This is a genomic window from Streptomyces sp. SBT349 (genome assembly GCF_001083795.1).
In the GTDB taxonomy this organism is placed as follows: Bacteria; Actinomycetota; Actinomycetes; order Streptomycetales; family Streptomycetaceae; genus Streptomyces.
This window is the reverse complement of the sequence record NZ_LAVK01000017.1, coordinates 1-14,611: the sequence shown is the minus strand read 5'-3', so window position 1 is coordinate 14,611 and position 14,611 is coordinate 1. Positions and strand designations below refer to the sequence as shown.

General features: G+C 73.6%; 12 protein-coding genes. 4 read left to right on the top strand and 8 right to left on the bottom strand.

Annotation, left to right across the window (positions count from 1 at the left end; all coding sequences use genetic code 11):
* Positions 1–162: 162 nt before the first annotated feature.
* A complete protein-coding gene (locus ADY01_RS03890; RefSeq protein WP_049565389.1) occupies positions 163–1,830 on the bottom strand; it encodes an ABC transporter permease in 1,668 nt (555 codons plus the stop codon).
* Positions 1,827–2,768, bottom strand: a complete 942-nt coding sequence (locus tag ADY01_RS03885; protein ID WP_049565386.1) for an ABC transporter ATP-binding protein — start codon at positions 2,766–2,768, stop codon at positions 1,827–1,829. Before ADY01_RS03885 ends, ADY01_RS03890 begins: the two co-directional genes overlap by 4 nt.
* A gap of 82 nt (positions 2,769–2,850) precedes the next feature.
* Here ADY01_RS03885 and ADY01_RS03880 point away from each other — a divergent pair, with 82 nt between their 5' ends.
* Positions 2,851–3,366 (top strand): GbsR/MarR family transcriptional regulator, encoded by a 516-nt coding sequence (locus ADY01_RS03880; RefSeq protein WP_078899967.1) that lies wholly within the window; start codon positions 2,851–2,853, stop codon positions 3,364–3,366.
* A 63-nt stretch (positions 3,367–3,429) separates the two neighbouring features.
* Here ADY01_RS03880 and ADY01_RS03875 read toward each other — a convergent pair whose 3' ends face one another.
* The gene (locus tag ADY01_RS03875) at positions 3,430–4,203 is read right to left on the bottom strand and encodes a diacylglycerol kinase family protein (protein WP_049565383.1); all 774 of its coding nucleotides are present in this window, start codon (positions 4,201–4,203) and stop codon (positions 3,430–3,432) included.
* 132 nt (positions 4,204–4,335) lie between these two features.
* On the opposite strand from ADY01_RS03875, the gene ADY01_RS03870 reads away from it, so the two are divergent.
* On the top strand, positions 4,336–5,619 hold the full coding sequence (locus ADY01_RS03870) for an adenylosuccinate synthase (RefSeq protein ID WP_049565382.1): 1,284 nt from the start codon (positions 4,336–4,338) through the stop codon (positions 5,617–5,619).
* 91 nt (positions 5,620–5,710) lie between these two features.
* Here ADY01_RS03870 and ADY01_RS40240 read toward each other — a convergent pair whose 3' ends face one another.
* From ADY01_RS40240 to ADY01_RS03845, 5 genes are all read right to left on the bottom strand, one after another.
* The gene (locus ADY01_RS40240) at positions 5,711–7,966 is read right to left on the bottom strand and encodes a serine/threonine-protein kinase (RefSeq protein WP_078899966.1); all 2,256 of its coding nucleotides are present in this window, start codon (positions 7,964–7,966) and stop codon (positions 5,711–5,713) included.
* Between the two features lie 167 nt (positions 7,967–8,133).
* Positions 8,134–10,113, bottom strand: coding sequence for a serine/threonine-protein kinase (locus tag ADY01_RS03860; RefSeq protein ID WP_053170482.1), 1,980 nt, complete (start codon positions 10,111–10,113; stop codon positions 8,134–8,136).
* Positions 10,114–10,216: 103 nt separating this feature from the next.
* Positions 10,217–12,106: a protein kinase domain-containing protein gene (locus tag ADY01_RS03855; protein ID WP_053170478.1), complete on the bottom strand. Its 1,890-nt coding sequence runs from the start codon at positions 12,104–12,106 to the stop codon at positions 10,217–10,219.
* Between the two features lie 163 nt (positions 12,107–12,269).
* A complete protein-coding gene (locus tag ADY01_RS03850) occupies positions 12,270–12,719 on the bottom strand; it encodes a MarR family winged helix-turn-helix transcriptional regulator (RefSeq protein WP_049565380.1) in 450 nt (149 codons plus the stop codon).
* A complete protein-coding gene (locus ADY01_RS03845; RefSeq protein WP_049565378.1) occupies positions 12,716–13,312 on the bottom strand; it encodes a DJ-1/PfpI family protein in 597 nt (198 codons plus the stop codon). The genes ADY01_RS03850 and ADY01_RS03845 overlap by 4 nt, the downstream gene beginning before the upstream one ends.
* A gap of 93 nt (positions 13,313–13,405) precedes the next feature.
* Between ADY01_RS03845 and ADY01_RS03840 the strand changes: the two genes are divergently transcribed.
* Both ADY01_RS03840 and ADY01_RS03835 read left to right on the top strand, forming a co-directional pair.
* Positions 13,406–14,065: a GntR family transcriptional regulator gene (locus ADY01_RS03840; RefSeq protein ID WP_234320048.1), complete on the top strand. Its 660-nt coding sequence runs from the start codon at positions 13,406–13,408 to the stop codon at positions 14,063–14,065.
* A 56-nt stretch (positions 14,066–14,121) separates the two neighbouring features.
* A partial coding sequence (locus ADY01_RS03835) for a hypothetical protein (RefSeq protein WP_049565376.1) occupies positions 14,122–14,611 on the top strand: 490 nt, incomplete at its 3' end.

Sequence of the window (14,611 nt, the reverse complement as noted above, 5' to 3'; positions counted from 1 at the left end):
GCGAACAGTCCGTGACGCCGCCCGCACCCGGAGCGCGTCCTCGCGGGTGAGGGCCCGGCCGCCGAACGGGGAGGCGGCGGCCGGGCCCTCATGACGCGGGGTCAGCCGACGTGGGGTCAGCCGATGCGAAGTCAGCCGACGCGCGTCAGCGCCCGTGCGGGGTCACTTGGTCTCCAGGTCCCTGCGCCGGAAGCCGGCCAGGCCCAGCGCGCTCGTGCCCGCGGCGACCGCCGTGAGGGCGAGCAGCGGCACCCAGTCCAGCTCGGCGGCCGGCACCTGCGGCACATGGCTGAGCGGCGACAGGTTGCTCAGGAGACCGGGGATGTCGGTCAGGTTGCCCAGGTAGACGACGAAGAACGCGTAGGTCGGAACGGCCCACGCCGCCATCGACGCCCGGGGGAACCATCCGAACACCACCAGCGTGATCCCCGCGGTCGCCCACAGCGCGGGCGCGTACGCCAGCGCGCCCCAGGTCAGGCTCCAGATCAGGCCGGTGTCCTCCGCGGAGCCCGCGCCCGCGAGGCCGAGGCCGAAGCCCGCCAGCAGCGTGATCAGCGTGCCGCCCGCCAGCGCGACGGCCAGGTGGCTGCCCGCCCAGCGGGTGCGGGACAGGCCGGTGGCGAGCAGCGGTTCGGCGCGCCCGCCGGTCTCCTCGGCCCGCGCCCGCAGCACGGCCATCACCACGTAGCAGGCGGCGATCAGCGTCAGGATGGCCAGGACCACGGAGGCGAACGCCTCGGCCAGGCTGGCGCCGCCCAGCTGTTCGACGGACTCGCGCAGCTCGTCGCTGCTGTCGAGCAGGTCCTCCGTCTCCCCGAGGACCGAGCCGAACGTGAGGCCGGTGAGCAGCCCTCCGGCGGCGAAGCCGATCAGCACGCCGCGGTGGAGGCGGAGCGCGAAGCCGAGCGGGTGGGCCAGGGCCTCGCTCGCCCTCGGCCGTCCGGGGCGCGGCGGGCGCAGACCCGCGCCCAGGTCGCGGCGGGTGGAGAGGGCCACGGCCACGAGGACGCAGCCGACGGCGAACGCGGCGTGGAGCAGCAGCGGCCACCAGCGGTCGTCGACGTAGACGTAGGTGCGCTGGGCCCAGCCGATGGGGGAGAGCCAGGACAGCGCGTCGGCGCCGATGTCGCCGACCGCGCGCAGGGTGTAGGCCGCGCCGACGACGGCGATGGCCATGCCGGAGGCGCCGCGGGCGAACGCGGTGATCTGCACCGTCACGGCCGCGACGGCGGCGAAGGAGACGCCGACGGCGACGCTGGCGGCGCCGTAGAGCAGGGAGCCGGAGGCGGTGACGCTCTCGACGCCGAGCCCGCCGAGGCCGAGGGCCAGCAGCAGGCCGAGCGCCACGTTGGCCGCGACGGCGACGGTCAGGGCGGCGGCCAGGTGGGCGTGGCGGCCGACCACGGCGGAGCGCAGCAGCTCCGCGCGGCCGGTCTCCTCCTCGGTGCGCGTGTGCCGCACGACGGTGAGCACGCTCATGATGCCGACGACGATGGCCATCGCGCCGATCATCTGGTGGCCGGTCATGGCGCCGTAGTGGTAGTCGCCGCCGAGGTAGTGCTCGGGGCCCGACATGGCGAGCCCGGCGGGTCCCTCCACGGTCCGCTTGGCCGACTCGCGGTCCGCGAACTCGGGATAGGTGGTCTCGAAGCTGGCGGCGGAGGCGACGGTGACGAAGAACAGGGCCCCGATCCAGACCGGGAGCCGGACGCGGTCGCGCCGCAGGTTGAACCGGATGAGCGTGCCGGTGCCCGCCAGCGCTCCGCCCCGGCCGCCCGGGTGCGCGGGCCTCGCGGGGGCGGCGGGACCGGCGGTCGCGGTGGCGGTCATCGCGCCGCTCCCGCGTGCTGGTGGCCGTTGCCCTCCAGGGCCTCCAGCTCGTCGCCGTAGTGGCGGAGCATGAGCTCCTCCAGGGTCGGCGGGTGGCTGACCAGGCTGCGGACGCCGAAGCCCGCGAGGTGGCGGACGGCGCCGTCCAGGTGGCCGCCGTCGACGCCGAAGTGGACCGTGCCGTTCTCGACGCGCACGTCGTGCACCCCGGGCAGTGCGTCGAGGCCGGTGACGGGCTCGCCGGTCTCCGCCTCGATGGTGGTGCGGGTGAGGTGGCGCATCTCGCTGAGCGTCCCGGACTGGACGATTTTCCCGAGCCTGATGATGCTGACCCGGTCGCAGAGCTTCTCGACCTGGGCCAGGATGTGGCTGGAGAGGAGCACGGTCTTGCCCGCGTCCTTGGCCTCCTTGATCACGTCCTGGAAGACGACCTCCATCAGCGGGTCCAGGCCCGCGGTGGGCTCGTCGAGCAGCAGCAGGTCCGCGCGCGAGGCGAGGGCGGCCACCAGGGCGACCTTCTGCCGGTTCCCCTTGGAGTAGGTGCGGCCCTTCTTCGTGGGGTCGAGGGCGAATCGCTCGGTGAGCTCGTCGCGCCGCTCCCGGTCCAGGCCGCCGCGGAGCCGGGCGAGGAGGTCGATGGCCTCGCCGCCGCTCAGATTGGGCCAGAGCTCGACATCGCCGGGAACGTAGGCGAGCCGTCTGTGCAACCGCACCGCGTCGTCCCACGGGTCCCCGCCGAGCAGGGTCACGGATCCCGCGTCGGCGCGGAGCAGGCCCAGCAGGACACGGATGGTGGTGGACTTCCCGGCGCCGTTGGGCCCGAGGAAGCCGTGCACCTCGCCGGTCCCGACCTCCAGGTCGAGACCGTCCAGGGCGCGGGTCCGGCCGAAGGTTTTCACCAGACCGCTGACGGTGATGGCGTTGCTTGCCGTGTTCATGTTTTCAACTTACTGTTGATTCACAAAGTTGTGAAGTTAGGAAAGCGTCAAGCTCCATGAACGCGGATGGGAGGATGATCTGATGATCGACCCCACCCCCCCGACGCGACGGCCCGGTGAGCGGCGGCCCGTTCCGCCGTACAGCGACGCCACGGCCGCCTGGGTCGAGCGGTGCGCCGCCGACATGACCGAGGCCGGCATGCCGCGCATGGCCTCGCGCGTCTTCGCCTGCCTGCTGGCCTCCCAGGAGGGCACGCTCTCCTCCGCGGAGCTGGCCGACCGGCTCCAGGTCTCGCCCGCCGCCGTCTCGGGCGCCGTCCGCTACCTGGCGCAGATGCACCTGCTCAGCAGGGAGCGCGAGCCGGGCTCGCGCCGCGAGCGGTACCGGCTCCAGCACGACGTCTGGCACGAGGCCATCGCCAGCCGCGACCCCCTGCTCGCGCGCTGGGTCGCCACCATGGAGTCGGGCGTCGACGCGGTGGGGCGCGACACGGAGGCCGGGGTCAGGCTGGCCGAGACCGCCGACTTCCTCGCGTTCCTCCGCATGGAGCTGCCCGAGACCCTCGCGCGCTGGCGCGCGCAGCGCGGCGCCGGCTGACGCGCCGTCCCACGCCCGCCGCCGCGCGCCCCGAGCCGTCACCCCCGCCGTCACCCGGACCCGTCACCCCGACCCGTTGCTCCGGGCCGCCGGGACCGTCAGGCTCAGCGCTCCCGGGCGAACGGTCCAGGTCCGCTCCCGCGTCGGCCCCAGGACGACCGCGTCCGCGCGGTAGCTGAAGCCCGCCCCCGACACCGCCCCGGACACCGTCACCGACGTGGCGCGGGCCGACACGTCCTCGCCCGCCGGGCTCGGCCGCACCACCACCTCCGCCAGGCCGCCCGCCGCACGCAGCGAGACACCGGCGACCGGCCGGTCCAGATCCGCGAGCACCCGTCCGTCCGCCTCGACCCGCAGCCGCTGCCGCGGCCGGTGCACCGTCCGCCACCACAGCCCGGAGGCGCCCGAGGCCCGCGGGTTGGGCGCGGGGATCCCGAGCGGGCCGAGCACCACGCCCCCCGCGTCGTCCGTCAGCAGGTCGAGACGGCGGTCGGTCCCGGTGAGCACCGCGCGCGACGCGGCCACCGCGTCCGTCGGCACCCCAAGAGCCCTGGCCACCGCGACCGAGGGCCCCGGACCCACCGGCACCATCGCCAGCGGGCTCGCGCCCAGTTCACCCGTCTCGTGCAGCAGCGTCACCGCCCGCAGCAGCGCGCCGTCGTCCCCGACGATCACCACCCGGCGCCCGCCCCGGCGCGCGAGGACGCGCGTGAGCGCCCCCGGGCGGTCGAGCACACAAACCTTCGCCTCACCCTCGCCGGCGCAGAGCACATCCCTGGCGATGCGCACCGATTCCCCGTCCGTCCGCCGAGCCGTCGGGTCGATGACGATGAGCACCTGACTGTTCGCCTCCCGGCTGCGTGTCCCGTAGGCTCTCTGTGCAAGAGCCCCTGTCGCGATTGCGCCAGGGGTTTCGTCGATCCGGGGCAGCCCTTGCGTAGATGCCCCGCTCGAAAGGGGTGTACGCCTGTGCCCGCACTTGTGCTGCTCGGCGCTCAGTGGGGTGACGAAGGCAAAGGCAAGGCCACCGATCTGCTCGGCGGTTCGGTCGACTACGTGGTCCGTTACCAGGGCGGGAACAACGCGGGGCACACCGTCGTCGTCGGCGACCAGAAGTACGCGCTCCACCTGCTGCCGTCCGGCATCCTGTCCCCCGGCTGCGTTCCCGTCATCGGCAACGGCGTCGTCGTCGACCCGAAGGTCCTGCTCTCCGAGCTGAGCGGGCTGAACGCGCGCGGCATCGACACCTCCCGGCTGCTGATCAGCGGCAACGCGCACCTGATCACCCCGTACCACCAGACCCTCGACAAGGTCTCCGAGCGCTTCCTCGGCACCCGCAGGATCGGCACCACGGGGCGCGGCATCGGCCCGAGTTACGCCGACAAGATCAACCGGCAGGGCATCCGCGTCCAGGACCTCTTCGACGAATCGATCCTCCGGCAGAAGGTCGACGCCGCGCTCGACCAGAAGAACCAGGTCCTCGCCAAGCTCTACAACCGCCGCGCCATCGCCGCGGACCAGGTCGTCACCGAGCTGCTCGGCTACGCGGACCGGCTGAGGGACTACGTCTGCGACACCACCCTGGTCCTCAACCAGGCGGTGGACGAGGGCAAGGTGGTGCTCTTCGAGGGCGGCCAGGGCACCCTGCTCGACGTCGACCACGGCACCTATCCGTTCGTCACCTCGTCCAACCCGACCGCGGGCGGCGCCTGCACGGGCTCGGGCGTCGGGCCCACGAAGATCAGCCGCGTCATCGGCATCCTCAAGGCATACACCACGCGGGTCGGCGCGGGGCCGTTCCCCACCGAACTGCACGACGCCGACGGCGAGGCGCTGCGCCGCATCGGCGGCGAGTTCGGCGTCACGACCGGGCGCGACCGGCGCTGCGGCTGGTTCGACGCGGTGATCGCGCGGTACGCGACCCGGGTCAACGGGCTGACCGACTTCTTCCTCACCAAGCTCGACGTCCTCACCGGCTGGGACCGCGTCCCGGTCTGCGTCGCCTACGAGATCGACGGCCGACGCGTGGATGAACTGCCGTACAGCCAGACCGACTTCCACCACGCGAAGCCAGTCTACGAGTACCTGCCCGGCTGGAGCGAGAACATCGCGAAGGCCCGGACCTTCGAGGAGCTCCCGAAGAACGCGCAGCGCTATGTGCGGGCGCTCGAAGAGCTCTCGGGCGCCCCCGTCTCGGCCATCGGCGTCGGCCCGGGGCGCGAGGAGACGATCCAGATCAACGCGTTCGTCTGACCGCGCGCGGAGCGCGGCGGGAACGACGGAGGGGGCCGGGGGCGCGTCGGTCGAACGCGCGCCCCCGGCCCCCTCCCGCCGGGTTACCCCGTCAGTTGGTGCGTTCGGCGCTGAACGTCGTGCTTCCGTCGAACTCGGAGAACTCGACCGACTGCGCCTCGGAGTCGCCCGAGCCCAGCGTCCAGGAGATGGTGAACGAGGGCAGCGGCTCGCAGTCGCCGGAGGTGGCCTCGGCCGGGCCGACCAGGATGGAGGTGGTGTCGGTGTGGTTGGCCACCAGGTGCCCCTCCCAGGTGCAGGAGCCGTTCGTGTAGGTGACCCCCAGCTCGCCCGCGGAGGCGGAGAACGGGAAGGTGACCTGGTAGTCGGGGGACTGGTACTGCCCCTCGTAGATGGCGATCGGCATGCCGTCGCCGCCCTGGCTCAGGTCGGCCATCGTCAGCTCGGCGGTCAGGCTGCCCGAGGTCCACAGCAGCGTGCCGTCGCCCTGGGGCTCGATGGTCTGCTCGCCGTACGGCTCGCAGCGGCTCGGGTCGTCGGTGGGAGCGGTGACCGTGGTGCCGGTGCCCGTCAGGGTCAGCGCGTCGCCGACCCCGGTCAGCTGCGACTCCTCGGTGCACAGCAGGGTCCGCAGCAGCGTCCACTGCGTCGTCACCGTGTCGCCCGTGGAGCCCTCGTTGATCTCGATCCGCTGGTACCAGCCGGCGTCCTCGCCGTCGTTGAGGACCGGGCCCTCCCAGGAGCCGATGTACTCGTACCCCACGGTGCCCTCCCCGCCCCCGGGCGGCGCGGGGTCCTCGGTCGGGTCCTCGGTCGGCGTCGGGTCCTGGGTCGGGTCCTCGGTGGGGTCGTTGGACGGCTGCGCGGTGGGCGGGTCGTCCGGCTCGTCGTCGCCGCCGCTCATGGAGACCACCGCGATGCCCGCGGCCAGGGCGAAGACGGCGACCGCCGCGACCACGATCCACGTGATGTTCTTGCGCTGTCCGCCGCCGTGACCGCCGTGGCCGGGACCGCCCGGAGCGCCGGGGCCGCCGTGACCCATCGGCCCCGCCGGGTAGCTCGCGCCGTAGGGGCCCTGCACGGAGTTGACGTCGCCGGGGACCGGCGAGCCGTACCCGGGCGTGCCCGGCGCCTGCGGGTAGCCGTACCCGGCGGGCCCTCCGGGGCCCCCGGGGCCCTGCGGGTAGCCGTAGCCGCCGCCCGCGGGGGGCGGGGTGCCGTACCCGGCGGGCGGCATGGCCGAGGTCATCGTGGCCATCCCGTCCACCCCCGAGTTCGGCGGAGGGCTCGGGGGCGGCGTCGCGGGCACGCTCAGCTGCGTCGGCGGCTGCGCCGGCAGCGGACTCGTGGGCGGCATGCCGGGTATGGACGACGGCGGGGCCGGCGTCGGCGGCATGTGCGGCATCGCGGGCGGCGGCTGCGTCGCCGGCTTCGGCGGCGCCTGGAGCGGGTCCTCGGAGTCCAGCAGCTCCACCGCGTGGCGGCCGAGCTTGGCCACCAGCGCGCCCGGCAGCCAGGGCTCCTCGTCGTTCTCCGCGGACTCGGTGTACGCGATGAGTTCGTCCAGGCTGGGCCGGTCCGCCGGGTGCTGCGCCAGGCATCGCTCGATCAGGCCGCGCAGCCCCTCGGGCACCTCGCTCAGGTCCTGCTGGCCCTGGACGATCCGCAGCATCAGCGCGGTCATCGCGCTGTTGGCGTCGCCGAACGGGGTGGAGCCGGTCGCCGCGAAGGTGAGCACGGAGCCGAGACAGAAGACGTCGCTCGCGGCGGTCAGGACCTCGCCGCGGCACTGCTCGGGCGACATGAAGCCGGGCGAGCCGACGGCCGCGCCCGTCCTCGTCAGCCCCTCGCCGCCGGCCTCCAGGGCGCGGGCGATGCCGAAGTCGATGACGCGGGGGCCGTCGATGGTGATCATGACGTTCGACGGCTTGAGGTCGCGGTGCACCAAGCCCGCGGCGTGGATGTCGCGCAACGCCTTGACCAGGCCGTTGGCGAGGATCCGCAGCGAGCGTTCGGGCAGGCGGCCATAGGTGTGGGCGACGACCTCGTGGAGCGAGGGACCCGCCACGTAGCCGGTGGCCACCCAGGGCGTCTCCGCCTCGGTGTCGCAGCCGAGCACCGGAGCGGTCCAGTCACCGCCGACGCGGCGCGCCGCGTCGACCTCGTGCTGGAACCGTTGTCTGAACTCCGGTTGTGCCGCGAGCTCCGGCTGGACGAGCTTGACGGCCACCGTGCGCCCGCGGTCGGAGCGGGCGAGATAAACGCTGCCCATTCCGCCGGCGCCCAATTTCCCCAGCAGGCGGTAGTGGCCCACTCGTTGAGGATCGGTCGGCCCGAGCGGTTTCATGTCGTGCTACTCCCCTTCGCTCCGATAAGCCTCATGAGAATACGGGGGACCGTACACAAGGTAGGGGACAGGAGCCGAACGGCGACCGGTTCCCCCGTGCCCCTCTGACGTCGGCATCCGTACCAATTCGTGACCTGAAGGGGACATGGAGCAGACATGAAAGAGACCTATTCGATACGTTCCAGCTCGGCCGGGTCCTCGTCGAGGCGGTCCAGCCAATTGATCTTGATGGTGTCCTCGTCGCCGTCCTCCTGGAACAGCCGGAAGCTCGGGTAGACGCTGCAGTCCGCGTCGGGCCCGCTCTCCACCAACTGGTCGGGACCCAGCGTGATCTGCCGCTCCCCGACCGCCACCAGGTGGTTCTCCCAGGTGCACGTCATCTCGCCGTCCTGCGACCTGGCGAACCGCAGCACGATGTCCCCGACTCTGCCCTGCGAGATGGTGACGATGTCCTCGCCGTCCACATCCTGGTCCTCGTCGTGCCACTCGTCCCGCCACTCGCCGAGCAGCCCCGCCGGGACGTTCTCGGCCGCGGCCGGGTCGGCGGTGTGCAGCACCGCGCTCTGGCTGCTGTACGCCCAGTCCATCCCGCCCTCCTCGTTGAGGCGCAGCGTCTGGACGGTGGTGTTGTCCCGGCAGGACTCCTCGATCTCGTCCTCGGGCGCGCTCCAGTCGGCGACCTCGGTGAACGAGAGCCGGCCGTCGAACGAGTCGAGCTGCATCTCGAAGACGCACAGGGTCCTGGGGGTGAGCGTCAGGGCCCGGCCCACGACTTCGCCCTCGCCGCCCTGCTCGATCTCGAAGCGCAGCTCCTTCACATCGCCGCCGTCGTCCGTGTACTCGCCCTGCCAGGCGCCGAGATACGCCTCGTCGATCACGCCGTCGCCCCCGCCTCCGCCGCCGCCGTCCCCGGTCACCTGCTGGGCCACCAGCACGCCGAGCACCGCCATCACGACCAGCACGGCGGCGATCGAGGCGATGGTGGCCGGACGCCGCGAGCGGCCCGAGGGCGGCGGCGGGGTGCCGTAGCCGCCGCCGGGGTAACCGCCGACCGAGGGGAGCGAGGGCGCCGCGGGGCGGTAGGGAGTGCCCGGCTGCGAGTACGGCGAGGGGACCGGCGCGGGCCTGGGCTGCGGACTCGTGGAGGCGGGCCAGGGCGAGGAGTGCGCGGGCCGCGGGCCCGAGGGCGGGGGCGGCGAGGCCGCGGCGGACGGGGGCACCACCGGCAGATCGGTGCGGCTCTCCGGGTTCTCCGAGTCGAGCAACTCGACGGCGTGCCGCCCGAGCTGGGCGACCAGCGCGCCGGGCAGCCACGGCTCGCGGGAGACGCTGAGCGGCGTGGTCGCCTGGAGCAGCTGCTCCACCGTGATCCGCCGCTCGGGCTCCTTGGCGAGACAGCCGGATATCAGCTCGTGGAGCCCCTCGGGCACGCCCGCCAGATCGGGCGGCTCCTCCGCGATGTTGAACATCAGGATGTGCACGCCCGAGTCCAGCGCGCCGAACGGGGTGTGGCCGGTGGCCGCGTACGCCAGCAGCGAGCCGAGGCAGAAGATGTCGCTGGCCGGGCTCAGCCGCCCCCCGCGGATCTGCTCGGGGGACATGAACCCGGGGGAGCCCACCGTCGCGCCGGTGCGGGTGATCCCCTCGCCGGGGCCCGGCTCCAGGGCGCGGGCGATGCCGAAGTCGATGACCCGCGGCCCGTCGATGGTGAGCAGCACGTTGGACGGCTTGAGGTCGCGGTGCACGAGCCCGGCGCCGTGGATGTCCTGGAGCGCGTGCGCCAGGCCGTTGGCCAGGAGGCGGACGCTGTGCTCGGGCAGCGTGCCGAAGTCCCGGCTCACGACCTCGTGCAGCGAGGGCCCGGCGATGTACCCGGTGGCGACCCAGGGCGTCGCCGCCTCCGTGTCGGCGTCGAGCACGGGCGCGGTCCACCGGCCGCCCACCCGGCGCGCGGCGGTGATCTCCTGTGCGAACCGCCGCCTGAAGTCGGGCTCCTGGGCGAGTGCGGACCTGATCGTCTTGACGGCGACGGTCCGGCCGCGTTCGGAACGGGCCAGGAAGACCTGTCCCATCCCGCCTTCGCCGAGCCTGCCGAGCAGCCGGTACTCCCCTATCCGGTGCGGGTCCTGTGGCGTCAGCCGATCCATATGGAGCAGACTCCCCCGATACTGTCGTTGGTTGCCCCACCGAGGATAAAGGTGAACGGGCCGACCGCCCATGCGGGTCAGCGGGGCTGCTGGAGCGCGCGGCTCAGTGCGGTGTGCCGGTGAGCCGCGCGTGTTGCATGCCGGCGATCCTCCTGACGAGAACGAGCGCCGCCACGGCCGCGGCCAGGCCGAGGCCGTTCTGGAGGGCGCCGAGCACGGCGCGCCGGGTGGCCTGGCCGACGTTCTCCGCCTCGTGCCACGGCTGGCCGCTCAGCACCACGCCCGAGAGCAGGTAGGCGAGGAGCAGGGTCCACCAGGCGTTGACCAGGGCGAGGGACGCGTACGGCCTCGGGTGCGAGGCGCGCCAGATGTCGTCGGCGATCTGCTTGGGCAGCGCCAGGTTGGCGAGTGGGATGAACCAGAAGACGGCCGCGCGGCTCTGCTTGTACCTGATCCGGCCGGGGGCGAACGCCTCCGCGTTGCGCCTGACCTGCCAGAACCAGATCAACCAGACGAGGAACAGGGCCAGTTGGACCACGCCCGCCGCGTTGGCGAACCACTCCAGGTCGTTCTTCCGCTTCTCGGCCGTCTCGGAGATCAGGGTCACGTCGCCCCCGCCACGGAGCAGTTCGCTCTCCCAGTCGCCGATGTCGCCCGCCACCTGCGCGTACAGCGCCAGGGTGACGGCCAGCGTCAGCGCCATCACGGCGAACAGGGCGGTCAGCGCGGTGGTCGATCCGCGCACCGGCCGTGGTTTTGGGGGCGGCGCCGGGGGCGGCGGCGCGTACGCCGGCGCTGAGTGCCAGGGGCGCGTCGGGGGCTCCCGGTACCCCTGCGGCGTGTACGTCACCGGCGCGCGGGGCACCGGCGCGCCCGGCACCGGCGTGTGAGGCGGCGCGAGGGTGTGCGGGGGCACGGGGGTGTGGTGCGGTGGGGGCGTGTGCGCCGGGGGCACGGCGTAGGTCGGCGGGTGCGCCGCGCCGCCGGGTGAGGGCGCGGCCGTGGTGACGTCGGCGTGGGCGCCGAACGTCGGCGGCGTCCTGGGCCCCCCGGGGGCGGGCGGCGCCGGGGGCGCGGCCGGTCCGGACACGGCGTCAGGGTCCTCGCTGTCCAGCAGCGAGACCGCGTGGCGGCCGAGCTGTGCCAGCACCTCGGCGGGCAGCCAGGGCCCGTCGCCTCCGGGCCCGGTCCGCTCCAGCAGCCCCTCGACGCCGGGGCGTTGCTCCGCGTCCTTGAGCAGGCAGTCGGCGACCAGCCCGCGCACCGCGTCCGGCACCCCGTCGAGGTCCGGCTCCTCCTCCACGATCCGGAACATCAGCGCGTGCCCGCCGCTGTCCCCGGTCCCGAACGGCAGCCTCCCGGTGGCCGCGTAGGCCAGCACCGAGCCGAGGCAGAAGACGTCGCTCGCGGGGGTGAGCCGCTGGCCGCGGACCTGCTCGGGCGACATGAAGCCGGGGGAGCCGATCACGGCCCCCGTCCTGGTCAGCCCGCCGCTGGTGATGCCGTCCAGGGCGCGGGCGATGCCGAAGTCGATGACGCGGGGGCCGTCGATGGTGATCATGATGTTCGACGGCTTGAGGTCGCGGTGGATCAGCCCGGTGCTGTGGATGTCGCGCAGCGCCCGCGTCAGCCCCGAGGCGAGGAAGGCGAGGGAGCGCTCGGGCAGCGGGCCGTAGTCCTCCGCGACGACCCGGTGGAGCGTCGGCCCGGCGATGTACCCGGTGGCGACCCAGGGCGTCGCCGCCTCGGTGTCGGCGTCGAGCACCGGGGCGGTCCACTCGCCGCCCACCCGCCGCGCGGTGGTGATCTCCCGCGCGAACCGCCGCCGGAAGTCCGGCTCCCTGGCCAGCCCCGGCTGGATGGTCTTGACGGCGACGGTCCTGCCGCGCTCGGAACGCGCCAGGTAGACCTGCCCCATGCCGCCCTCGCCGAGCCGGGCGAGCAGTCGGTAGCCACCGATCGTGCGCGGGTCCTCGGGCGCGAGCGATTCCATGCGCGGACGTCCTTCCCCCCGGTGCGCGGACACGTCGCCCCGAGCATAGGGCCAACGCCCCTGGTCCGGCCGGTCCCCGCCGTGTCACGACTCGTCACCCGTTCTGTAACTCACCCCGTGACGTGAACTCCCCCCGGGGGGCGCGGACCGCCCGGCGCCCGGGTCACTCCTCCAGGCGGTCCAGCGCGGCGGTGAGCCGTCGCAGCACGTCGTGGACGCGGGCGAACTCCTCCTCGCCGCCCAGCTCTTCGCTCAGCCGGGCGGCGAACTCGGCGTGCCCGGGGCCGATCCGGTCCACCGCCGTCCGCCCCTCGTCGGTCACCGCGAGCAGCTTGGCCCTGCGGTGCGCCGGGTTGGGCCGGTACGCCGCGAGGCCGCGCTCGACCAGCAGGTCCGCGATGCGCTGCACGCTCTGCCGGGTGATGCCCATCGCGCGCGCGATCCCGGCCACGGTCAGCGGCTCGTTCAGCACCGCCCCGAGCACCTGCCACCACGCGGCGGTCAGCCCCGCCGGGCGGGCCAGCCCCTCGGCGACGGCGAGGAACTGGCCGTTGATCCTGAAGGACGTCAGCGCGGTGCCGGACAGCAGGGCGGGCGCTCCCCCGGGGGTCACCCGGCCGCCGCCACGGTCTCGTAGGCGTCCGCGTCGGAGTGCGCGAACAGCCGGAACCACGCGTCGAGCACCTCGGGACCGAAGACGCCGAGCCGCCGGAAGATCTCGCGGGCGAACGCCTCCGGGTCCGTCGGCCCCGCCGTGATCACGTCGCGGTCGCAGACCGCGTCCGCGTCCCGGTACAGCTCGCCGCCCGCGTACCCGCTGAGCCCGAGCACGTACGGCGCCGCGCCGGTGTGCGCGCGGTCGTCGAGGAGCCCGGCGCGGGCGAGACCCACCGTCGCGCCGCAGATCGCGGCCACGGGCACCCCCGCCTCGGTGAAGCGGCGGGCGGCGTCGGCGAACGGCGCCAGCGCCTCGCCCTCCAGCCACAGGTCGGCGCCGGGCAGGATCAGCAGCGCGCTGTCCTCGGGGGAGAGGTCGGCGAGCGCGATCTCCGGCAGCACGCGCACGCCGGCGACGGTGGTCACCGGCTCGGTGGTGGGCCCGGTGGTCACCACCCGGTAGCCGCGCCTGGCCAGCTCGGCGGTGGCGTGACCGGTCTCCCAGTCGGCGAGTGTGTCGTATACGGCGAGGTGAACGGTCTTGTTCATGCGGGCCTCCCGGCCTCGGGAACGGGTGCCTGTGACAGCATCCTGGCAAATGGACAGCATGCTGTCAACGGGGGAGGGCTAGGCTGGGCCGCCGTGATTCAACGCAGCACCTTGCGCGAGCAACTCGCCGACGCCCTGCGGGAGGAGATCCTCGCCGGGCGGCTCGCCCCGGGCGGGGAATTCACCGTGCGGGAGATAGCCGAGCAGTACGGCGTCTCGGCCACGCCGGTCCGCGAGGCCCTGGTGGACCTCTCGGCCCAGGGCCTCCTGGAGGTGGAGCAGCACCGCGGCTTCCGCATCAGGCGGTTCTCGCTCGAAGACTTCCGCAGCATGATCGAGGCGCAGCGCATCGTCAGCGACGGCGTCCTGGTGATGAACCCGGAGCTGGCCGGGCGCGAGGCGCTGCCCGAGGCGTTCACCTCGATCCGCCGCCGCGCCGCCGCCGCGCGGCAGGCCGCCCTGGCCGGCGACCTGGACATCCTCATCGCCTACGACCTGCGCTTCTGGCGCGAGCTCGACGCGCTGCTCGGCAACCCCCACATCGGGGACTTCCTCGACCGGCTGCGGGTCGCCTGCTGGGCGTTCACCGTGCCCTACCTGCGCCGCGAACCCGGCCTCGCCGGGCGCCTGTGGGCGGGCCATCTGGAGCTCGCCGACTCGGTCGAACGCCAGGACCCCGCGGGAACGGCCCGCCTGCTCGGCGCCTACCGCGCCCAGGCCCTCGCCCTCGCCGCGCAACTGACCGGGGCATGAGGCCGTTTCAGGCTCTACGCTGGCCCGTACGCGCCCCTCGCAGAGAAAGCAGTGACGTGGCCTGTGACCTGTGGCTGGTCCCCCTCGTCGATGTGCTGTGCCACAGCCCCGACAATCCGTTCGCCGACGAGCTCGCCGAGTACGACCGGGCCCTGAACGAGGCCGGGCTGCCGCCGGTCCCCGTCTACGGGTACGTCCCCGGCATGTCCGGGGCGGTCGCGCCGATCGCGGGCTTCGACTACGCCGCGCTCCACCTGCTGCGCCGCGCCTACCTGCTCCAGCTCAGCGGCCTGCCGGTCTCCCCGGCGGAGGAGCTGGACGGCGACTACCAGCATCTGCTGGAGATGTTCGAGGCGAGCGCGCAGCAGTCGCACCTGGTGTGGCACTTCGACCACGCGGGCGCGTACGTCCCGGTCGACTTCCCGCACCCGCTGGTCAACGAGACGCTGCTGGCCGGCGGTGGGCCCCTGGGCTCCAGTCACGGGCTGCTGCGCGAGCTGGAGCGGGTGGCGCCGGTGCTGGAGATCGACCACCTGAACCCGCCCC

Excerpts from the sequence above, each read along its gene's own strand:
- ADY01_RS03890 (WP_049565389.1), bottom strand. The coding sequence starts at position 1,830 with ATGACCGCCACCGCGACCGCCGGTCCCGCCGCCCCCGCGAGGCCCGCG.
- ADY01_RS03885 (WP_049565386.1), bottom strand. The coding sequence starts at position 2,768 with ATGAACACGGCAAGCAACGCCATCACCGTCAGCGGTCTGGTGAAAACC.
- ADY01_RS03880 (WP_078899967.1), top strand. The coding sequence starts at position 2,851 with ATGATCGACCCCACCCCCCCGACGCGACGGCCCGGTGAGCGGCGGCCC.
- ADY01_RS40240 (WP_078899966.1), bottom strand. The coding sequence starts at position 7,966 with ATGAAACCGCTCGGGCCGACCGATCCTCAACGAGTGGGCCACTACCGC.
- ADY01_RS03860 (WP_053170482.1), bottom strand. The coding sequence starts at position 10,113 with ATGGATCGGCTGACGCCACAGGACCCGCACCGGATAGGGGAGTACCGG.
- ADY01_RS03855 (WP_053170478.1), bottom strand. The coding sequence starts at position 12,106 with ATGGAATCGCTCGCGCCCGAGGACCCGCGCACGATCGGTGGCTACCGA.
- ADY01_RS03845 (WP_049565378.1), bottom strand. The coding sequence starts at position 13,312 with ATGAACAAGACCGTTCACCTCGCCGTATACGACACACTCGCCGACTGG.